Source organism: Enterococcus sp. 5H, from assembly GCF_028128615.1.
Lineage (GTDB): Bacteria > Bacillota > Bacilli > Lactobacillales > Enterococcaceae > Enterococcus_L.
Genome location: NZ_AMDP01000022.1, coordinates 144,976 through 166,690, shown reverse-complemented (window position 1 = coordinate 166,690; position 21,715 = coordinate 144,976). Strand labels below are relative to the sequence as shown.

The window sequence follows — 21,715 nt, the reverse complement described above, 5'->3', positions numbered from 1 at the left end:
CTAAAAATAGACTGAGACATCACATTTCGATTCTCAGTCTATTTTTGTTTAAGTTTCATTAAATAATTGTCGTTGACGTTCTAACTCTGCCTTGATTTTTGGCTCTGGCGCATAGTCCATTTCCCAGTTGTCTGGTTTTAATACTTTGTGAGTAACTGGATGATAACGAGGTTTGCCATCTGGAAATAGTTTACCCATGTTTGCTTCATGAACAATCGAAAAAATCTCTGTGGGATCTACACCTAGTAAGGAAAATGAACCATACGTAAAATATAATAAATCTGTCAAAGCATCAACTTGTTCCACTAAAGGATCGGTTACAACCTTTTGTTTACTAAGAACTTTCGTTTCTGCCTGATCGACTGACTCTTTTAAATTTGTCACTAATTTTTTGAACAGTTCTACATCATTATTTGCCGCTCCATATAAAAACTCTACCAATTCTTCTGCTTTAAAACCTGCTCGAGCAGATGCTTGTTTAGCAGAAAACTCTGTTGGAACGTTTGGTCTTCTATTGTCAAATTGTTTGTGAAATGCTTCAGTCTTTTCAAATGGATTATCAATCTTCATACTTTTCCTCCTAATTTTAACTGTTTGCCATCTTTAGTAATCCTATTATTATTCAACAATTCCATAATGTTTTAATGCGTAATAAATCCCGTCTTCATCATTCGTTTTCGTCACAAAATCAGCTGCAGCTTTAACTTCTGCTTCTGCGTTTCCCATCGCTACTCCTATACCGGCACCGTCCAGCATTTCTAGATCATTCCAGCTATCGCCAAATACCATCACTTGATCCAATGTTAAATCGAAACGTTCTACAAATTTTTCAATTCCTAAAAGTTTTGAGCCCTTTGCTGGAATAATATCCACTGTATATGGATTTGAACGGGTAAATCGACATACTGGCAATTGTTCTTGCAGCCAATTAAATTCAGATTCCGGACTTAAAAGAACACATTGATAAATCGGCTTAGTTAAAATATCCAGATCATGGTAACGTTGCTCTTTACGATGAAATGAAAACCTGCTTACGGTATTTTTTATAAACATCATCGGAAAACGTCTTGGTAAAAAACGAACAAGTTTTTTAGCCCCTTTCATTTGACCAAAACGCATCAATGAACTGCCAGCTATTTCCTCATTACTACCGAAAATGATTTGCCGATGATACTGATCTGAAAATGATACTATTTTTGTCAAAACTTCTTTGGAAAAAGCTTCAGCCCAAAATACTTCCTCATTCGTATAAGCTAATTGACCATTGTATGTTACGAAAACATCCAAATTTAGTTCATCTGTTTGTTGCTTCAAATGGACTGGTCCACGACCAGTCGCAATCCCGCAAATAATCCCTTTAGCCTGAGCTTGAGCAATTCCACGTTTCGTTGATGCTAATATTTTTTCATTTTTGCTAACTAAAGTACCATCGATATCAAAGAAAATAGCTTTTATCATAATGTTCCCTTTCGTTAATAACCAGTAGTAAGTACTTAAAACAGTCCCATTTGCTTCGGATTTAGATTGTCGTACTCTATCGCCAGTCCCGCTTTCATTTCTAATAAATTCTCAGCCGCATCGCCACCAGAATTATTATTGAAAATTACACCAACTTCTTGGCTTTCTCGTGCAACTTTTACTACGGCTTCGCTTAATTCTGCAATTTCTTCTGAGTTATAGCGATAGAGGGTTCTTTTTTTGCGCCAATCTTTATCATTTGCCATCCAACCTGCAGCATTACGCCCATGAAAACGAAATAGTGTAAACTGCTCATTCGTAACAAACGGAAAAAAAGGAACTGGATTTGTAGGAATCTGTGGTTCATCAACAATCACAAGTGAAAACTGATTTTCTTTCATAAATGCGAGTGTTTGTTTGATATATTTCGCTGTATACCATGACCCATTTCGCAATTCAATTGCAATCGGATACGCTTGAAACCATTTCCGGATTTTTTCTAAATATTGAACATTTTCTTTGGTGCAACTAAATGTCCCTGAAAATTGAATCAAAAATGCAAAAAGCTTACCACTTTCAATTAATGGTTCCATACTGTTTAAAAAAGCTTCTATCATTTCTTCCTCGCTCTGATAATACTGTTGCCACTCTCCTTGACAGCTAATACCGCTATAGACTTTCATAACAAAGCGAAAATTGTCCGGTACCGACTTTGTCCACTCTCTAACAGAGTCTTGTTTGGGGATTCCATAGTACGCTGTATCCATCTCAACTAATGGAAGATAGCCTGCATATTCATACAAAGAAGAACGTTTTTTTCCAGTTAATTTATCATGCTCATTAAATGAAGTTAAACCTAATCGAATCATAAAGTAATTCTCCTTTCTATATTTCACTCCTCTGATTACTATTATGTACATATTGTTTCATTTTATACTAAAAAAGACCAAGGCAAAACATAAAATTGCCTTGACCTACAAAAAAAGTTACTATTTAAACATGAGCTAATAGTTATTATTCATGACTTTGTTTCCATTTCATGTTTGCTTCACAGTAGATTTGCCCGTCGATCCGAATTTCATGGCGAGTAGATTGTCCTTCATTATCCTCAAGTAGTTCATAATGACTTTCCACTTGTTGACCGTACTCAACTTCTTTATCAAATTTTACATTAATAAACGTCGGTTCGTGTGACGCTAAAAAATCATACCCTAAAACATCCAATAACCAATTAAAGTAAATTGCATTATTTACATGCTGGTTGCCATCAATATCAAAGTAGCGAACACGATAAGGTAAAAACTGGCCTGCTTCAACCTTTTCAATTTTTTCACCACGATAAATTTTCGTGATTTTTTCACTTTCATAAGGTTCAATAATTTCAGGTAAAACACTGCTCATTTTACGATTTGCTTTATCCATCAAAACAAAAGTAGATTTAATAAGAACACATTCATTTCCTTGTTCATCGTGAATCCAAAAATTACGATAACAAAAATACTTATTATAAGCCATTGCTTGCGTTGTTACGTCAATTTTTTCACCAACTTTTGGTAAACGTGTAACATGAATTTCGTAATTAGTAATGACCCAGCCTAAGCCAAATGAAGCCACAAAATCTGAACCTCTTCCTAAAGCATCACTTTGCTCTTCAGATGTTTTTATGACAACAGCTAACATAGATGGAATTGTCATTTTTCTTGTAATATCCCCATCATAATAAGCAACTTCATACGGGGTTGTAAATTTTTTAGCCACTGGATCTCCTCCTTTTTAATGCTCAGATCACTCATTAAATTATAACATAAGATTCAAAATGGATAACCTCAAATAAAAAATCAAAAAAAAATCATTTTTTTATGAATAACACTTGTATTTTTTGATATTTTTGTTACAATCAAAATCAGCTCAAAAATAAATGAACTGTACCAATTCAAAAAAAAACTAAAAAACTTTTCAATGAATTAAGAAAAATCTCACTCATAAAAAAAGTTTTTCAGCCTTACCTATTTGTCAAAAAAATTCCGCTATTAACTAATTTTTTCACACTATACGTGCCCAGTGTTGCCGTACGTGATCAAATCATCTAAAACTTCTGAAAACGCTCCCATTGCCATCCCTCCAAAAAAATTAGTTGATTATAAAGGAATAATACCATACTATTAAATAAAACTAAAAATATAATGCGTAAACATAGAGAGGATACATATGAAAATCAAGGGAGATATCATTCGTTCAGTAAGAAAACAAAAAAAATTGTCTCAAGTAACTTTAGCCGCTGGAATTTGTACTCAAGGAACTGTAAGTAATATTGAAAATAAAAATGTCTGTGATAGCCTTGAAATTCTTGATGCTATTTGTAAACGACTAAACCTTAGCCTTGAAAGTGTATTGGATGACAATGATGAGAAAAAACTTACGACTTTATTAAATCATGTAGAAGAGTTATGCAATACCTTTAAACATAAAGAAGCTCATGCACTTTTAAAAGAATCGTCAATTAATGTGGCTGATTTTCAAAATAAAGAATTAGAGTTGCGCTGGTTTTATTTTATGGGAATTACCAATTTAATCGGGTTTAACAATACAACTGACAGCCTGTTTTATTTTTACCGTGCTGACGAATTAGGTGATTCCAACTCTATTTATGCTATTCTTTCAGTAAACAGTCTCGGCATTGTTTATGAAATGGCTGATGAGTTGGATAAAGCCAAAGTTTATTACGAGAAATCTATTGCTATGCTGAAAAAAATGACGATTACCATCCCTATTGAAGCTACAAAAATCTATTTTAATACAGCTAAATTTTATTCGTTAACAAAAAAATATGACTTAGCATACGATCTAGCTTTACAAGGTATGGCACTAAATCGCAGCTATCAATCCCTATATATGTTGGATCTACTAGCTTATGAAGCGGCCTTCAATGATTTTATGCGTTCAACAGATCTAGCAGTGCCTGACTTCAGTAGCGCAAAAGTATTCGCTACATTTAATGATAATCAAAGTTTGTTAAACGTGATTGCAGACGATGAAAAAAATATGAAACGATAAAACTAATTAAATCAGGATGTGGATGAGAAAATTTTTTTCTCTATCTGCATTTTTTTTATGCAAATTTATTTTTTTGAGTAATTAATCCAACTATTTAATTACCAAATTCTTAGATTATTTTTATTCATTTTCCCCCTCGCAAAGCTGAAATACCTCAATCTAGTTGATTGACAAAAAATATTCATTCCAAAAATTATTATTATTTATTTGAAAAATATTATATATTTTTATTAAATATTAATAAATAAATTATTGCGTATTATTTGAATAATAAAAGTTGCTATGATACATTAATTTGTGTAAGCGCTACAAAAAAATACTTTTGGGAGGAATCACAATGAAAAAAGTAATGCTTAAAGCAGTACTAGTACTTGGTTTATTAGCAGGAGGATTATCTGTTTCTGCTACTGTTACTCATGCTCACGGATACGTTTCATCACCAGGAAGCCGCGCCTATTTCGGTAGTTCTCAAGGTGGCAAACTCAATAAAGATGTTGGTCGTGCAGAGTGGGAACCTCAAAGTATCGAAGCTACAAAAAATACATTTATTCCAGGGAAATTAGCTAGTGCAGGCGTTAGCGGATTTGATCCACTAGATGTTCAGACTGCCGATCGTTGGCATAAAACAGATATCACAACTGGTCCATTAGCACTAACTTGGACCTTAACAGCTCGTCACAGAACCTCTACTTGGGATTACTATATTACAAAACAAGGCTGGGACCCTAACCAACCTTTAGATATCAAAAACTTTGATTTAATTGGTCAAGTTAATGATAATGCAACGATTCCAGCTGCTACAGTCAATCATACAATCACAATTCCAGCTGACCGCAAAGGCTATCATGTTATCTATGCAGTATGGAATGTCTACGATACAACGAATGCTTTTTACCAAGCAATTGATGTGAATATAAAATAGACTAAAAAAGGAGTTCGTATTTATGAAAATGAAACAGCTTATTTCCCCTTTATTATTAGTTCTTGGTCTTTTCTCAGCTAGTGTGCTTCTAAGTTCTCCAGTACAAGCTGCTGATTCTGCTAGTGAAATGGTTAGTATTTCCAATAAAAAAGTTTTAGTTGGTTACTGGCACAATTGGGCATCAAAAGGTAAAGACGGCTATAAACAAGGAACTTCAGCTAATATTTCTTTATCTGAGGTAAATAAAGCCTATAATGTTGTCCCTGTTTCATTTATGAAAAGTGATGGCGTCAGTAGAATCCCAACATTTGCCCCTTACAATAAAACAGACGCTGCCTTTCGTCAAGACGTTGCATTATTGAATAGTCAAGGTCGTGCCGTTCTACTTGCATTGGGTGGTGCTGATGCTCATATTCAGCTGCAAAAAGGCGATGAACAAGCTTTCGCTAACGAGATTATTCGCCAAGTGGAAACCTATGGATTTGACGGCTTGGATATCGATTTAGAGCAATCAGCAATCACAGCTGGCGATAATCAAACTGTCATTCCAGCGGCCTTAAAGATTGTCAAAGAACATTATCGTGCACAAGGTCAAAATTTCATCATTACAATGGCTCCAGAATTTCCTTACCTAAAACCAGGCGGTGCCTATGAAAAATATATCACTTCTTTAGATGGTTATTACGACTATATTGCCCCTCAACTATACAATCAAGGAGGCGATGGCGTTTGGGTAGATGAAATCAATAAATGGATTCCTCAAAGTAACGATCAATTAAAGTATGAGTTTCTTTATTACATGTCTGACTCAATGATTCATGGAACAAGAACATTTCTAAAGATTCCAAATGATAAGCTTGTATTAGGTTTACCAGCAAATGTTGACGGTGCTGGCAGCGGCTACGTAGTTGATCCTACCGCAGTTTATAGAGCGTTAGATCAATTAGCTAAAGATGGTAATCCAATCAAAGGTTTAATGACTTGGTCTGCAAACTGGGACGTTGGGACAAACTCTGCTGGAGTTTCCTATAATAATGAGTTTGCTACTAGATATGCTCGTATTTTACAATAGTAATTAGCTAAAAAGACTATGCAGAAGTGAGGTACTCTCAAAAAACTAAAATTTTTGAGAGTTGAGTCACTTATTCTAAATGCATAGTCTTTTTTTATTAGCTAATTTCTTTCAACATAATTTATCCAATCAGCTTCAACCCAATGACTGAGCACAAAATAACAATGATAAACATAACTCTGCGCCAATCTTTTGATTCCCCATAAAAAAACATACCTAATAAAGCGCCACCAGCTGCACCTATTCCTGTCCAAATAGCATAGGAAATTCCCATAGGTAAGCTTTTCATTGCTAAATAAAGAAAGCCAAAGCTACTGCCAAATGTTATGAACAATAAAGCAAGGGATTGTTTATCTTTCCTTTGTGTAAAACGATTAATTGATCCTACACCTAACATTTCAAAAACACCAGCAATAATTAAAAACAACCAACTCATTTCTGATCCACTCCTTTTTCTCCTGTAACCATTTTCAAGCCCATAACACCTATTAACAGTGTTGCAATCAATAACATCTTAGCGATTTTAAATTCTTCACCAAAAAATAAAATTCCGGTAATAACTGTCCCTGCAGTCCCTAAGCCAACAAATACCGCATAAGCAGTACCAACCGGCAAAGTTTCACCTGCTTGAATTAAAGCATAAAAGCTAATGAAAATGAAGATCACTGTTAAAACTATCTCCCACCACGTAGTGCTATGCTTCATACCTATAACCCACAATACTTCAAAAAAAGCGCCAATTAATAATTTTATCCAGTCTTTATTCATTTAAAGATCCTCCTTTTTCTATAGTCTCAAGTTTCTCACGCCAACATAAATAAAAAAGCGCTAATCAACAATTCCATCTATGGCCTAAGAATTGTTAATTAACGCTTTATGGCTAAGTATCCGGCGATACTTAGAAAAGGTTTTTGATTTAATTATATTTTTGCTACTCAAGACTGATTCACATTCTACTCCACAATAAATGTTTTGGCAACTATAATTTGATTACACTTACTTAATCAAAATTTAATAATCTTAATCTCCAGTGTAACTTTCTATCTTAAAAGAAGTACAAAATGTGTAAAAAGAACAAACTCATTTGTTGAAATACTAAACATTCCACTGTATAAATCAGAATAAATTACGCTTAAAAGATGATTAAATTGTGTCTCACAATTTTGTAAATCTATTCAACATATGATACACTATACATATCAAAAAAAGATTCTTAGTGAATCGGTTAACGTTGGTATTACTTACTTTAGGCGGTGGTAATATCAGCGTCTTTCTTTTGTATATACAAATTATAACACACGAAAATCTTTTTGAAAATGTGCATTTACTTTTGGTAAAAAAAATGATGCGGCATTAAAATTACTTATATATCATGCGATAATATTGACGAATTTTTGATAAAAATCGCTTAGTCTTGAGCAATTGGACTAACCCCCGCACAATGCATAAAGCGCATTGTACGGGGGTTAGTAAATTTTCGAAAATCCTAACTTTTCCATACCGCTTATTCGGATTTTCGTTGACATAGCTATAACTCAGAAAGTCATGCCCCAATCACATCATTTTGAATCTGAATGAACATGGAAACAAAGTACTCCTCTCGGAAATTTACACTTCAATCCTGCTCTTAATTATTTCTTATTTTTAAATATACAACTCTTATCTATTTTGTTACGCCAAAGCTCCCATTGGGTCCCAAGGTGCCAAAATAGTCGGCTCTTGTTTCCACACTTCTTGTAATTCTGCTGATAAAAACTCTTTACGGACAACGATTTGGTACGTATATTCATCCATCCAAGCATCACTCATAACGAAAAAGCCTTTAGCTCCAACTTTTTCTCCCCAGCTATTTTCCACTTTCCATTTAGTCGAATTGTTGTCAATTAAATCCACACCAGTCAGAACCATCGCGTGTGTCATCAAGCTTTCACCATAATCTAAACGTTCAGCTTTTGTCATAGTAAAATCGATATCAAATAAATCGTTCATATCATAAGCATCTAATGACATAATTCCACTATCTCTTGTAGAAGATTGACCCACGTCACAGCCAAACCAGACAGACTCACCTTGCTCTAATTGAGCAATTGCCAATTTTTTAAAAGTAGACATATCAACATTGATATATTTCACTTCTTTACCGCCTACTACATTTCCCAACATCTCTACTGTATAGGTTTGATTATATGGTTTATCGCTAGTCGGTGCATTGATAATGCTAATGTACTCAGTTAAATCAACGCCAACATATTTTTCGTAAAATGATTGTGGTGTTAAATTTTGATCTAAGTGATAGTTTTTCTCTTCATCACGATATTCAAAATCAAAGGTTTCAGGTGGTGTTCCTAGAGAAATTGCTAAAAGATTATAGACTTCACCTAACATTGTTTCTTTTGCTTCTTGAACTTCTGCAGCTGGTTTTCCAGAAATCATCATTTCGCGTAATGTCACCGCATCTTTTCTAAGTTTTTTATTCAAATAATTATTTAAATCTCGAGAATTTGAACTGTTACTGCTTTCCGGCATAACTGTTTTCGGCACCACACCATATTTTTGGAAAATTGAAACGATCATATCCCATTGCCCACCGTCTTGTTGCGGCGTTGCTAATAAAAATGCAACTTTTCTACTATCTAAATCTTGGTCAGCGGTCGCGATGATATTTTCATAAAAGTAATTTGATTTTTCATACTTGTCCCAGAAAAAAGTATAGTTTTGCGAAAGTTCAAAATCTTTTAGATTAAAGCTATTAATCATTTTGTGTCTAAATGTATTTAGTGCAGCAAACATCCAGCAACGACCACTTTGTTTTTGGTTTGAAACTTTACCTGTTGTAAGATCCACCGAAAAAACAGGGACATTATTGACTTGAGCACTTTGGTCCTCTGCAGAAGCACTGATTCCATTTTTTACAACACTTCGCTGCAACGCATTTTGTTTATTATTTTCTAAAAATGTATCATGGAACTTTTGAGTAACTGTTGGTTCAATTGCTGACATATTGATTCATCCTTTCATTTATAACGTTTCTTTTTTATTATATGCCTGAATAATTAATCTCTCAAGCTTTTCCATAAACTAATTGCTTTTTTGTATTGTTTGTATTAATATATGTAATACAAACAAGTAAAAGAGGTGAAAACATGTTATTAACGATCGAATCACAAAGTGAAACACCTATTTATCAACAAATTTGTAATCAATTGATTGTTGGCATTGCTAAGGGTGAATTAGAAAGTGGCGAACTTTTACCCTCTGTACGTCAAATGGCAGATGAGATTGGCGTTAATATGATGACTGTTTCAAAAGCCTATTCTTTACTAAAAAATGAAGGATATATTTTGACAGATCGCCGTAATGGAACCAGAGTAGCTGAAAAACAGGAAAAAAATATTCTATTTGAACAACGTTTTTCAGAAACTTTAGGGCTATTACTAGCTGAAGCCCATATTCATCAACTTTCAGAACAAGCAGTGCAAGAAGAAGTTAAACTGATTTATCAAAAATTTAAGCAATAAAGGACGTGAAAAAAAATGAATTTAATTTTATATTTATTACTTGTTGGTGTTAACATTATCATGGCTTTAGCGGGAAGGATCCCTGCTAATCCACATAAAAATATTATTTTAGAAACAACTTTACCTAAAGAAAATCTCCAAGATAAACAGGTGCTCTCAATTACTAAAAAATACAAAAAAAGATTGCTGCAATGGGCTTTGATTTTTTCGATTGTCGCACTGCCCATTATCGTAATCCCATACGACTCATTAACAATGATTTATTTTCTAGTCATTATGTTTACTTTTATCGGAACATTTTATTACTTACAAATTTTATATATTCGTAAAATGACTGTTTTAAAAGTGCAAAATCATTGGATACTCCCAACCAGTCCGATTTTAGTTGATACAAAGCTAGTTGCCAATAAAAACCGTAAATTAATTTCCATTTGGTGGTTTTTACCAAGTATTGTGCTCACTTTAGGTGGAAGTATCTATTCAATTAGACAGTTAGGCTGGTCTACTAGTACCTTGCTATTCAGCTTAATCTCGATTTTTGTGATCGGTATGTTTTTGCTTTTTTACTATTTCATCGCACGTTTTCCAGTTAAACCATTAACAAGTGAAGAAAAAATCAATCAACAAGTCAATGATTTAATGCGTCATCATTGGTCCGTTTTAATGGCTGTATCTGCTCTTGTTATGAGTCCTTTGTCTTTTATTCCTACACTTTCATTGACTGTAACGTATGAGCGAGTACTTGTAATCACTGTTATCTATACGTTGATAATTCTTGCTTTTGTTCTATTTACTTTCTTTTATTTGTTTTCATCTAGAAAAAAACAAGATCAACTGATTGCCCAAGCAGTTGAATATCGTTACAGCGATGAAGATCAATATTGGAAATATGGAATTTATATAAACCCTAATGATAAAAGAATCCTAGTTCCTGATCGAATGGGTATGAATATCTCAGCCAATCTAGGTAGACCGGCTGGTAAAATTTCACTAGGCGTTACTGGTGTTCTGGTTTTAATTGCTTTAATTGTGGCAACTATTCCATTGTTAATTAGTGATTTTTCCGCTAATCCATTCCAGCTAGCGACAACACAACAAGGCATTACATTGACAGCTCCAATGGGTCAAAGTAGAAAAATTGAATGGAAAGAGATTGAACATGTCGAGTTATTAGAAACAATGCCTCAAGACAGTATAAAAGTCTTTGGTACGGCAACAGAAAACTATTTAACTGGTGAATTTCAAGTGAATGGACAACCTTCTTATCTATTAGTCTATCCACAAGAATCACCTATTTTAAAAATCCAAACAAAATCGAAAAATTACTACTATACAAACAAAGATCCAAATCTAACACAAAAATATTTCATAAGAATCCAAAAAAAAAAGTCAATAGACCATTAAATTCACCGTAAATATTAAAATTTTATCATTTTATTTTATAAATTACATCTTTCAGGAATTTCCTTTTGACATATCGTTCTTATATGATTAAACTATGTTTAACAACAAGGAGTGAATGAAAAGATGCTTACATTTAATTTAGAAAACTACCAAAAATCTGATTTAGAAGAACTCGTAGCTTTGTTCAATTCAACTGTTCAAGCAGTGAACAAAAAAGATTACTCAGACCAGCAAATTAAACAATGGATACAACCGACACCCGATTATGATTCATGGGATAAAGTCCTTAGTTCTACACATACCCTTGTTGCTCATCAAAGAAATAAAATTCTTGGCTTCGGTAATATTTCAAAAACGGGGCAGCTTGACTATTTATATGTTGATAAAGAATGGATTGGCTACGGCATTGGAAAATCATTGGCTAAAGGCTTAATTGATTATGCAAGCAAATCTGGTGCTAAAAAGATCACCGTATATTCATCGATTACAGCAAAACCATTTTTTGAATCTTTAGGCTTTGAAGTAGTAGAGCAAAAAAGTAATTACCGTAACGGCGTACTATTACTTAACTACTTGATGATTTTACCAATAGTTTAACTAAAAAAGCTCGTATATATTTGGTTTTAAACCAGATATATACGAGCTTTAATGTTTTTATAAACTAAATCTTTCAAGTGTTTTTTTCTTTTATGCTACCGTAAATTTAGTTTCAGATAACGCATCTTGAAGTTCTTGAGTTGAAATTTCTCGATTACTTTCAATCACAGCCGACTTTTGTGCTAAATTGACTGTTGCTAGTTGGATGTCATTAATTTTTTCAAAATTTTCTTTCACGATTGTGACACATCCATCGCATTTCATTCCATTAATTGTAACAGTTTTTTCCATTATAAAACACTCCTTAAAATCTTTATTTGAACTACTTAATGAACTAATCGACACTGACATTGCCCCGGTGTACAGTTACACTTAACTTCATCTACAGCCGTTTGCCGTTTTTCTTGCAGTAGCAGCTCTAAATGATCAATATCAGAAAAACTTAATTGGCTATCCTCAATGATTGACTCAAGAACTTTGCCCACTTTCTTACTACAGACTTTAGCTAACATCTCTGCAGAAATTGTATCAATACTTTTACGTTCTTCAACCAAAGGAAAATAAACAAATTTATTGCCGACTTTTTTTGTGCCCAGCATCTCTTTATCAACTAAACGGCTTAATAACGTTTTAACTGTCGTATTTTTCCACTCAGTTTTTTCATTAAGAATCTCAGTTACTTCTTTACTGGTGGTTTCATTAGTTGCCCAGGCAACACGCATGACTTCCCATTCAGCGTCAGTGATATTCAAAGTTTTTTTCTTTTCTGACATAAAAAAGTCTCCCCTTCGTTTAGTGATTTTTTATTAAACAGACACACAACTACAATCGTAGTCGATGCATATATTTATAATAAGCTTTTTTTCTATTATTGTCAAAGAAAATTTTTTCATAACCGTTAATCAAGGTTTCAAATTTATTAACTATAAAAAAACTATACCAGCAACAGCTTTTTTCAGCTTATACTAGTATAGTCGTATATTTAAATGAAATTAGTTTTCAACCTTTTTGTAAGTCGTATACACCATGCCGTTTTTTATATACATATCATCTACTTTTACATTAATCGGACCATTAAACTCTCTGAATAAAGGAATACCCTTACCTAAAATTGTCGGAATTGTTGTGATAATATATGTGTCAATTAAATTTGCTTCAACTAAAGGAGCAATTATACTTCCGCCACCAACAACCCAAACAGCTTCGCCTTCCTCTTTTTTCAGTTTTTCCACAAGTTCTACTGGAGATTGACTTGTGTATATTAGTTTATCCGTATTTTTTTCTGGATGACTAGTGATAATATAAGATGTTTGTTCTTCGTACGGGTAGTTATCCGGAGCTAATTCATTTACCACCTGATCGTAGGTTGTCCGTCCCATAATAACTGTATCGATTTTTTCCATTAATTCTTGGTAACTTGTATCTTCTTCAACTAACTCAGTGCCGCCGCCTAAAAAATCAATACTGCCATCCGTCTCAGCAATGTAGCCGTCCAGACTTGCCGCAATATATAAAATAATTTCTCTACTCATTCTTCTTCCTCCTTAACCGTTCATTCTCTGAACTAATAATTTTACTTGATTTATCTTTTTCGTCAATTAGTTTACCCATATCTTCAATAAGTTTTTTATTTACTTAAAATAGATCTTCTAAATCATGCCAATCATTAATTTTTAGACTGCTCGTTTGAGCCTTTAATTGTTGATAATCAAAAAATTCATTTGGCTCAATATGTAAAATATCCTCACGACAAGCTTTTAGCGATTGTGGGGTATTTTTTTTCCAACGATATCCGACAAGATAATTCATGAGTTCTGCTTCATTGACCGATGAATAGCCAAGTTGTTGAAAAAACTGACATTTAGCTTTCAATTCTTTTTTCAGTAAAATTTTTTGATGCCAAGACAATTTCTCGATGGAAATCCCCTCCTTAAGTATAATCAAAATTGATCTAATCCAATTACGATTCATTATGTAAAATGAGTTAAATAGCACGTGGCTTTTTTACGATCAGAAAGAAAAAATTCCAGCAAGCTGGAATTTATTCTTTCGTTTCATCATTTTCTGAAGTTTCTTGTTCTGCTGGTTCTTCAACCACAGTTTCTTCTTTGGTTTCTACAACTGTTACTTCATCGTTATTAGCTACGACTGTTCCAGGTTTAACTGTTTTAATCGCTGCACGATCGAACTCAAGGATAATTCCTTCACAATCGATAAATACAGTTCTCTTTTCAGTATCGAATTCTGAAATTACTCCGTGTAAACCACCAATTGTGATGATTTCATCGCCCACTTTCATTGTATCTAAAAGTGATTGACGTTCATTTTGTTGTTTCTTTTGAGAACGAGTCATAAAAAACATCATACCCGCTAAAAGAATTAATGGTAAAATAAACGAAATTCCTCCGCCCATTTCTTTTCACCTCACTATCATATAATCACTAGTTTACTGTAACAAAATTTCTTGTTCAACACTAGTCTTTTGGTCTTTTTTTTAGAAATTTTTCGCATTCTCTTTATTAAAGCCGTATTCTTCAAAAAAGGCTTGACGAAATTCTAATAAATTATCATCCATAATCGCTTGACGCACTTGTTTCATAACATTCAACAAGAAATATAAATTATGGTACGAAGTTAAACGAATACCGAATGTTTCATCGCATTTAATCAAGTGACGAATATACGCTCTAGAATAGTTTTTACATGTGTAGCAATCACATTTTTCATCAAGCGGACGGAAATCTCTCGCGTACTGTGCATTCTTAACCACTAAGCGGCCTTTTGATGTCATACAAGTACCATTGCGGGCAATCCTTGTTGGTAAGACACAGTCAAACATATCAATCCCGCGAATGACACCATCAATCAATGAATCAGCAGTACCAACGCCCATCAAATATCTCGGTTTATTTTCCGGAATTAACGGAGTCGTAAAGTCTAAAACACGATTCATTTCTTCTTTGGGCTCACCAACTGATAAACCACCAATTGAATACCCTGGAAAGTCCATACTTACTAAATCTTTTGCACTTTGACGACGTAAATCTTCAAAGCCAGCACCTTGAATGATCCCAAATAATCCTTGACTATCTGGTTTTGCATGAGCATTTAACCCACGCTCTGCCCAACGTGATGTGCGTTCTACAGATTTCTTAACATAATCATAGCTTTCATCAAATGGCGGACACTCATCAAAACTCATCATAATATCTGATCCCAGTTTATTTTGAATATCAATCGCTTTTTCTGGAGAAAGGAACAACTTAGAACCATTTAAATGATTTCTAAAATGAACCCCTTCTTCCGTAATATTGCGCATATCACTTAATGAAAACACTTGAAAACCACCAGAATCAGTTAAAATCGGTTGATCCCAGTTCATAAATTTATGTAAGCCACCTGCTTCTTCAATCAAGTCTTCTCCAGGGCGAAGCCATAGATGATAGGTATTACTTAAAATAACGCCTGCTCCCATTGCTTTTAATTCTTCTGGTGCAATTGTTTTTACCGTTGCAAGTGTTCCTACTGGCATAAACATCGGCGTTGGAAACGTCCCATGTGGCGTAATTAATTCACCTAAACGGGCTCCTGTGTGCTTTTCTTTTTTTATTAAACGATAACGAATGGCTGGTTGAGACATTCATTCCCCTACTTTCTTTTGTAAATTCACGCTTCAACCATCATACGTTTTTTTACGGTCATTTGCAAGGGATTATCCGCTTTCAGGCAAGTTTCTGTCCTATTTTTAACAAATTACTAAATATTCTGCTTTTCTCAAAATAACTATTTTTGCGTCATTGCTTTCTCTAATTCAAACATGGCATTTTTTACAACATCTGGTGTGATTGTTTCTTTCATATAATGAATTGTCTCATGGCTTTCTGCTGCTCGCTCTGAAACACGTTGATAATCCTCTGCTGATAATATCATATTCATGTCGGCTAAAGACGTGGGTAAGTTTAAACTACGATAAAACGGAATCAGACGCTCAATTTCAGCCCATTTATTTTCAATAACTAATTGAACAAAGACTCCATAGGCAACCTTGTTCCCATGCAACTGCTGATGACTTTCAGGTAAAATCGTTAACACATCATGAATTGAATGCGCTCCAGCTGTCCGACCATAATCATCGCCGAAACCGCCAACCATTCCACCTAGCAAGATGTTTGTTTCAACTACATTTAAAAAGGCTTGATTAATTTCTTTTTCTTCCATGGCTTTTAAAGCTTCTTGACTATCTGTTAGTAAAATATCTCGACATTTTTGTGCTGCAAAAGCCGCTACTTGAATTTCAATTGGTTGTACCGCTAGTTGGGAAATCATCGCATCTGCTTCATACCACTTAGCTACTGTGTCACCAATTCCCGCAATCATCAAATCGATTGGCGAGTTTAAAATCACCGCTGGCTCAATCAACACTAGTGCATTACTCGTTGAAAATACGTCGTATCGCTCCATTGATCCATCTTCTTTATAGATCACGCTTAACGGTGTATACGCGGCACATGTGGCTGCTAACGTTGGTAAAATTAATACAGGTTTTTGACATTGGTGTGCCACAGCTTTGCCTAAATCAGCAATTTTACCACCGCCGACTGCGACAATCCCATCTGTTTTATTTTCGTTAACAAAGTTGGCTAATTCGATTGTTTTTTCATCTGTACATTCACCACCGTAATATACAAATTCTGCATCTATATTCACTAAATCCGGGAAATATACTTTAGCAGCTTCCCAGGATTTTTTCCCATGTAAAACTAACACTCTTTGAATTTTCCTTCTACTTAAATGCTCTTCCAAACTATTCCATGAACCTTCACGGCATTCATACTCTTGCGGTGCGCCTCTAACGATTAATGATTGATTCATCTCTTCCGACCTTCCATTTTTACTAATTTTTATGCAAAAGTGAAAATTTATGTATTCTTTGATAAAATTCACTTTTCCTTTCCCTTAATCTATGATATGATAATTCACATCCGAAAACAATAAATTTTTATACATTTATCCATTTTTTTTAGAATATTTATTGATTTTACTGATAATTACAATTATATGGTTATCATCAATCCACTATAAAGGAGACGAACAAATGAAATTATGTAAAAAAACTTTCGCATTTATCATCCCTATTCTATTGGTATTACTCACTTTTCTTCCAGCTGGTACCGCACTTGCTGACGAAAAAGATCCTGTCTACGACAACATTATCAAACGTGGTGAATTGATCGTTGGTTTATCCGCTGATTATGCACCCTACGAATTCCATGCAACGGTTGATGGTAAAAACCAGATCGTTGGTTTTGACATCTCTATTGCTCAAAAAATAGCCGATGATCTTGGTGTTAAACTAAAGATTGAAGAATTGGGTTTTGATGCATTATTAGGTGCACTAAAAACCGGCAAAATTGATTTGATTATTTCCGGGATGGCTCCAACACCTGAACGAATGAAAGAAGTAAATTTTTCTCATCCTTATATGACCGTTCAGCAAAAAGTTGTTGTTCGTAAAGGTGATGAAAGTAAGTTTACCTCTGTAAATGATTTCGATGGTGTCAAAGTTGGTGTGCAAAAGCAAACAACTCAAGAAGAATTAGCAAAAACTGAATTAATTGGCTCAATTCCAACCTCTCTACAAAAAGTTCCAGATATTATTATGAACTTAAAAAACAATAAAGTCGATGCGGCTGTTCTTGAAGGTCCAGTTGCTGAAGCTTATGTAGATCGTGATCCAGACTTAGTTTTCGCAGATGAAGTAACTTTTGAACAAGGAGAAAAAACAGCTGCTGTTGCTATCCCTAAGAATGCTCCTATCCTTGAAGAAAAAGTTAACGCTTCTATTCAAACAATCAATGATAATAATTTGTTGGAAGGCTATAAAAAAGAAGCCAATGAGTTAATGTTTACTGATGACCAAAGTTTCTTAGAAAAATATGGTAAATTTTACGTTACTGGTGCTGGCTATACCATCTTCTTAGCCTTTATGGGTGTGCTATTTGGTTCCCTTTTAGGTGGACTTCTAGCCCTAATGAAATTATCTAAATCAAAAATTTTCCGTGGTATTGCGATTGCTTATATTGAATATGTCCGCGGTACGCCGTTATTAGTACAAATTTTTATCGTCTATTTTGGTACAGGTGTTTTAGGTCTAGATTTATCTAAACTTGCTGCGGGTTGTATTGCTTTAGCTTTAAATAGTGGTGCTTATGTAGCTGAAATCGTTCGTGCCGGAATTAATGCTGTTAATAAAGGTCAACTTGAAGCTGCCCGCTCATTAGGTATGAATCAACCACAAGCAATGCGTTACATTATTTTACCGCAAGCAATCAAGAATATTTTACCTGCTTTAGGAAACGAATTTGTCACAGTAATCAAAGAGTCATCAGTCGTATCAGTCATCGGTGTCTCTGAATTAATTTTCCAAGCCGGCAATGTTCAAGGAGCAAGCTTTAAACCATTCTTACCTTATCTTATCGTTTCCTTGATTTACTTTGTCCTAACCTTTACTATTTCTCGCCTATTAGGTGTAGCTGAAAGGAGCATGAGCACTAGTGATTAATATAAAAAACTTACACAAAACTTTTGATAAAAATGAAGTCTTAAAGGGAATCGATTTAGATGTAAAAGCTGGGGAAGTTGTTGTCATCATCGGTCCATCTGGTAGTGGAAAAAGTACCTTTTTACGTTGCTTAAACCTATTAGAACAACCAACAGACGGTATAATTGAATTTGAGGGTAAGAATTTACTGGATAAAGATACCGATATTGATGCCCTTCGTCAAAAAATGGGAATGGTATTCCAAAATTTCAACCTTTTCCCTCATAAAACGGTTTTAGACAATTTAACGATTAGCCCAATTAAAGTCAAAAAAGAAACAGCTGAATCTGCTAAAGAAAAAGCACTTAAATTATTAGAACAAGTTGGCTTAAAAGAAAAAAGTACAAGTTACCCATCAAGCCTTTCTGGTGGACAACAGCAACGGGTAGCTATCGCCCGTGCGTTAGCAATGAATCCAGATGTAATGCTTTTTGATGAACCAACTTCTGCGTTAGATCCAGAAATGGTTGGTGAAGTTTTGGCCGTAATGAAAGCTTTAGCGGTTGAAGGTATGACGATGGTTGTTGTAACACATGAAATGGGATTTGCCCGTGAAGTCGCCGATCGAGTAATTTTTATGGATGCTGGCATCATTCAAGAAGAAGGCACGCCAGAAGAAATTTTTGGACAACCAAAAAATCCAAGAACGCAAGACTTTTTAAGAAAAGTTTTATAAAAACTAAAAGAGGGCAAAGCAAGTATAAACAAATTTGCTTTGTCCTCTTTAAAAAACAGAAAAATAATATAAAATGAATGAAAGCAATAAGTTATTGGAGGAAACAACATGGATATTTCAAACATCGCACAACGTCATCAGCTACCTGCTGAAAATATTTTAATGGATATAGCTACTTTAGCCAAACAAGTACCGAATCTTTTAGATCTATCGATTGGTGATCCAGATTTAATTACTGATGAGCGAATTATCGAAGCAGCTTTTACAGATGTTAAAAACGGACATACTAAATACACTGCTTCTGGCGGGAGTCAGGAATTTATCGATACTGTTGCACAATTTTATCAAAAACAATATGGATTATCTTTTGAGAGCAACCAAATTCGAGCAACCGTTGGTGCTTTACACGGAATGTATTTAACGCTGCAAGTTATTATTGATCCTGGCGATGAAGTTATTATCCATGAACCTTACTTTTCTCCTTACAAGGATCAAGTTATTTTCGCAGGAGGTAAACCTGTATTTATTCCAACTTATGAAGAAGATGACTTTCAAATTGATATTGATGTTTTAAAAGCAGCAATCACAGATAAAACCAAAGCAATTATTATCAATTCACCAAATAACCCTACTGGTGCAGTTTTTTCACCTGAAACATTTAAAGCTATTGCCGATTTAGCTATTGAACATAATTTTTATATTCTTTCAGACGAAGTTTATGAAGCTTTTTGTTTTTATGATGAATTTGTTCCGATGGCAACTTTTGCTCCTGAACATACGATCACTTTCAGCAGTTTTTCAAAAGCATTTGCTATGACTGGCTGGCGGATTGGCTATATGATTGCACCTGCTTATATCAATGAAGCAGCAAAACTAATTAATGAAAGTATCACATACTCTGCACCAAGTCCTTCTCAACAAGCCGGGATTTATGCACTAAATCATGCAGAACTGTTAGTCCCGACAGTCGTATCAGTCTTTCAAGAACGCTTGGAATATTTGGAACAGCGAATTGCTAAAATTCCATTCCTATCGTTACATCCTGTCAAAGGCAGCATGTATGCGTTTATTAATATTTCTAGAACAGGTCTAACATCTGTTCCATTTGTTGAAAAAGTCTTGAAAGAAATAAATGTATTAATGATTCCAGGTAAAGCTTTTGGCGAAACAACTGGCGATGATTATGTACGTTTAGCAGCTACACAGGATATTAGCGTTTTAAAAGACGCATTTGATCGAATTGAACAAATGAATTTTTGAAATTAAAAGAGGTGGGATAAGAGGCTGAGCCAAAAGCGTTTAGCTCCGAGAAATAAGAAGGGATTCACGAAAATTGCTCTTCAAATTTTTGTGAATTTCAGCTTATTTCCGAAGCCTTCAATTCTTAGAGCTTTAGCTCTTAGAAATTGATGTGATCGGAACAGAGTGGAGTAGCTGCTTTTTTCTCGCCGTTTATTCGGATCTAGTGAGTGAAACAAAACTGATTTTTAGTTTTGTCCCACTCAACTGTCCCACTAGCTTTTTATAATTGCTCACTGTCTGCTAAAGTATTGTATAAGATAACTAGAGTTGTAACGATACATACCCCTATTTGAATCAATAAATTATCTGAAAAATTCTCAGATAATTTAATTGTTGCAATCGCTAAAAAGAAACAGATTGCTAAAACAACCGCTAATTTAATTCGCTTAAATTCCTGTTGAATCCGATACACGGTTTCGACTGGTACTCCTTTATCTTTAGCTATTTTTCTTAATTTACGTTTCCCAATCAATTGCCATATAATTTCTCGATATAATTGTTTAGCTTCTGGTTCTCGACTAAAAACAGAAAAATTATTATTGTCACTTTTTTTATTAATCTTGAGTTTAACTAAACGTGGATGCACTAATTTATCATTTTTACATACCCATAAAAGTACCTCTCGCCATTCTGCCAAAGTTAGTGCTGGTGATGTTAATACAACCAAATCAAGTTCCAAATCTTCCAACTCATCAAATAGTTCAAGTAACATATGATAATCTCTTGAAATAACTTCTAAAAATGCAATAACCAAGCAGTCACCTGGTTCTGTATAATCTAGTAATCGCTGAAAATCACTGTCAGGATCCTTAATTACTTCATTACCTTGTTTACCATCTGAAAAAATTTCATCTACCTCATAACCCTCTAAAAGATCGAATTGTTGGTTTAGCTTATATTCACGAGTGTAACCAAATTTCATTATTATCTACTTCCTCTTTTTCTTTGTATGTTCTTGACTTTTATCAACAAGAGGCTGGCTTATTCTCCTTTTTTTGGAGAGTTGTTGCCTATTTTTTCTTGAAACAGTTTTTCTTTTCCATAGTTGTTCCATTCTTTTCTCTAGCTGAGAATTTCTGTGCATCACAAAAATAATTAATAAGCTATGAAT

The 21,715-nt window shown here is 34.2% G+C and carries 24 protein-coding genes; 9 read left to right on the top strand and 15 right to left on the bottom strand.

Annotated features, from left to right (window positions below; all coding sequences use genetic code 11):
* Window positions 1–48: 48 nt before the first annotated feature.
* The 4 genes from C240_RS10045 to C240_RS10030 all read right to left on the bottom strand — a co-directional run bounded on the left by C240_RS10045 (window position 49) and on the right by C240_RS10030 (window position 3,216).
* Window positions 49–570, bottom strand: a complete 522-nt coding sequence (locus tag C240_RS10045; protein WP_271494969.1) for an HAD family hydrolase — start codon at window positions 568–570, stop codon at window positions 49–51.
* A gap of 48 nt (window positions 571–618) precedes the next feature.
* Entirely contained in the window at window positions 619–1,458 is an 840-nt protein-coding gene (locus tag C240_RS10040; RefSeq protein ID WP_271494965.1) for a Cof-type HAD-IIB family hydrolase, read from the bottom strand.
* Window positions 1,459–1,493: 35 nt separating this feature from the next.
* Window positions 1,494–2,327, bottom strand: a complete 834-nt coding sequence (locus tag C240_RS10035; protein WP_271494962.1) for a DUF72 domain-containing protein — start codon at window positions 2,325–2,327, stop codon at window positions 1,494–1,496.
* Between the two features lie 145 nt (window positions 2,328–2,472).
* Complete coding sequence (locus tag C240_RS10030; RefSeq protein ID WP_271494959.1) at window positions 2,473–3,216, bottom strand: acyl-ACP thioesterase domain-containing protein; 744 nt, start codon at window positions 3,214–3,216, stop codon at window positions 2,473–2,475.
* 450 nt (window positions 3,217–3,666) lie between these two features.
* Here C240_RS10030 and C240_RS10025 point away from each other — a divergent pair, with 450 nt between their 5' ends.
* From C240_RS10025 to C240_RS10015, 3 genes are all read left to right on the top strand, one after another.
* On the top strand, window positions 3,667–4,512 hold the full coding sequence (locus C240_RS10025; protein ID WP_271494956.1) for a helix-turn-helix domain-containing protein: 846 nt from the start codon (window positions 3,667–3,669) through the stop codon (window positions 4,510–4,512).
* Between the two features lie 337 nt (window positions 4,513–4,849).
* Window positions 4,850–5,434 carry a lytic polysaccharide monooxygenase gene (locus C240_RS10020; RefSeq protein ID WP_271494952.1) on the top strand — a complete coding sequence of 195 codons (585 nt, stop codon included), beginning with the start codon at window positions 4,850–4,852 and terminating at the stop codon, window positions 5,432–5,434.
* Between the two features lie 127 nt (window positions 5,435–5,561).
* Window positions 5,562–6,506: a glycosyl hydrolase family 18 protein gene (locus C240_RS10015; protein WP_442896590.1), complete on the top strand. Its 945-nt coding sequence runs from the start codon at window positions 5,562–5,564 to the stop codon at window positions 6,504–6,506.
* 121 nt (window positions 6,507–6,627) lie between these two features.
* On the opposite strand, the gene C240_RS10010 is transcribed toward C240_RS10015, so the two are convergent.
* The 3 genes from C240_RS10010 to C240_RS10000 form a co-directional block, all read right to left on the bottom strand.
* Entirely contained in the window at window positions 6,628–6,942 is a 315-nt protein-coding gene (locus C240_RS10010) for a DMT family transporter (RefSeq protein WP_271494944.1), read from the bottom strand.
* Window positions 6,939–7,274, bottom strand: a complete 336-nt coding sequence (locus C240_RS10005) for a DMT family transporter (RefSeq protein WP_271494941.1) — start codon at window positions 7,272–7,274, stop codon at window positions 6,939–6,941. Before C240_RS10005 ends, C240_RS10010 begins: the two co-directional genes overlap by 4 nt.
* A 903-nt stretch (window positions 7,275–8,177) precedes the next feature.
* Window positions 8,178–9,506, bottom strand: coding sequence for an aminopeptidase C (locus tag C240_RS10000; protein ID WP_271494937.1), 1,329 nt, complete (start codon window positions 9,504–9,506; stop codon window positions 8,178–8,180).
* Window positions 9,507–9,649: 143 nt separating this feature from the next.
* On the opposite strand from C240_RS10000, the gene C240_RS09995 reads away from it, so the two are divergent.
* The 3 genes from C240_RS09995 to C240_RS09985 all read left to right on the top strand — a co-directional run bounded on the left by C240_RS09995 (window position 9,650) and on the right by C240_RS09985 (window position 12,025).
* Complete coding sequence (locus tag C240_RS09995; RefSeq protein WP_271494934.1) at window positions 9,650–10,024, top strand: GntR family transcriptional regulator; 375 nt, start codon at window positions 9,650–9,652, stop codon at window positions 10,022–10,024.
* 15 nt (window positions 10,025–10,039) lie between these two features.
* Window positions 10,040–11,428 (top strand): PH domain-containing protein, encoded by a 1,389-nt coding sequence (locus C240_RS09990; RefSeq protein WP_271494931.1) that lies wholly within the window; start codon window positions 10,040–10,042, stop codon window positions 11,426–11,428.
* Between the two features lie 123 nt (window positions 11,429–11,551).
* On the top strand, window positions 11,552–12,025 hold the full coding sequence (locus C240_RS09985; protein ID WP_271494928.1) for a GNAT family N-acetyltransferase: 474 nt from the start codon (window positions 11,552–11,554) through the stop codon (window positions 12,023–12,025).
* Window positions 12,026–12,115: 90 nt separating this feature from the next.
* Here C240_RS09985 and C240_RS09980 read toward each other — a convergent pair whose 3' ends face one another.
* From C240_RS09980 to C240_RS09950, 7 genes are all read right to left on the bottom strand, one after another.
* Entirely contained in the window at window positions 12,116–12,316 is a 201-nt protein-coding gene (locus tag C240_RS09980; protein WP_271494925.1) for a heavy-metal-associated domain-containing protein, read from the bottom strand.
* A gap of 35 nt (window positions 12,317–12,351) precedes the next feature.
* Window positions 12,352–12,798: a CopY/TcrY family copper transport repressor gene (locus C240_RS09975; protein WP_271494921.1), complete on the bottom strand. Its 447-nt coding sequence runs from the start codon at window positions 12,796–12,798 to the stop codon at window positions 12,352–12,354.
* Between the two features lie 219 nt (window positions 12,799–13,017).
* Complete coding sequence (locus C240_RS09970; RefSeq protein ID WP_271494918.1) at window positions 13,018–13,557, bottom strand: dihydrofolate reductase family protein; 540 nt, start codon at window positions 13,555–13,557, stop codon at window positions 13,018–13,020.
* Between the two features lie 103 nt (window positions 13,558–13,660).
* Entirely contained in the window at window positions 13,661–13,966 is a 306-nt protein-coding gene (locus C240_RS09965; protein WP_271495213.1) for a post-transcriptional regulator, read from the bottom strand.
* 100 nt (window positions 13,967–14,066) lie between these two features.
* The gene (gene yajC, locus C240_RS09960; protein WP_271494915.1) at window positions 14,067–14,438 is read right to left on the bottom strand and encodes a preprotein translocase subunit YajC; all 372 of its coding nucleotides are present in this window, start codon (window positions 14,436–14,438) and stop codon (window positions 14,067–14,069) included.
* A gap of 81 nt (window positions 14,439–14,519) precedes the next feature.
* Window positions 14,520–15,665, bottom strand: coding sequence for a tRNA guanosine(34) transglycosylase Tgt (gene tgt / locus C240_RS09955; protein ID WP_271494910.1), 1,146 nt, complete (start codon window positions 15,663–15,665; stop codon window positions 14,520–14,522).
* 143 nt (window positions 15,666–15,808) lie between these two features.
* A complete protein-coding gene (locus C240_RS09950; protein ID WP_271494908.1) occupies window positions 15,809–16,897 on the bottom strand; it encodes an iron-containing alcohol dehydrogenase family protein in 1,089 nt (362 codons plus the stop codon).
* Window positions 16,898–17,120: 223 nt separating this feature from the next.
* Here C240_RS09950 and C240_RS09945 point away from each other — a divergent pair, with 223 nt between their 5' ends.
* The 3 genes from C240_RS09945 to C240_RS09935 all read left to right on the top strand — a co-directional run bounded on the left by C240_RS09945 (window position 17,121) and on the right by C240_RS09935 (window position 20,562).
* Window positions 17,121–18,587, top strand: a complete 1,467-nt coding sequence (locus C240_RS09945; RefSeq protein ID WP_271494905.1) for an ABC transporter substrate-binding protein/permease — start codon at window positions 17,121–17,123, stop codon at window positions 18,585–18,587.
* On the top strand, window positions 18,580–19,302 hold the full coding sequence (locus C240_RS09940) for an amino acid ABC transporter ATP-binding protein (RefSeq protein WP_271494902.1): 723 nt from the start codon (window positions 18,580–18,582) through the stop codon (window positions 19,300–19,302). The genes C240_RS09945 and C240_RS09940 overlap by 8 nt, the downstream gene beginning before the upstream one ends.
* Window positions 19,303–19,410: 108 nt before the next feature.
* Window positions 19,411–20,562 (top strand): pyridoxal phosphate-dependent aminotransferase, encoded by a 1,152-nt coding sequence (locus tag C240_RS09935; protein ID WP_271494899.1) that lies wholly within the window; start codon window positions 19,411–19,413, stop codon window positions 20,560–20,562.
* Between the two features lie 262 nt (window positions 20,563–20,824).
* On the opposite strand, the gene C240_RS09930 is transcribed toward C240_RS09935, so the two are convergent.
* Window positions 20,825–21,526: a recombinase family protein gene (locus C240_RS09930; protein WP_271494896.1), complete on the bottom strand. Its 702-nt coding sequence runs from the start codon at window positions 21,524–21,526 to the stop codon at window positions 20,825–20,827.
* Between the last annotated feature and the right edge of the window lie 189 nt (window positions 21,527–21,715).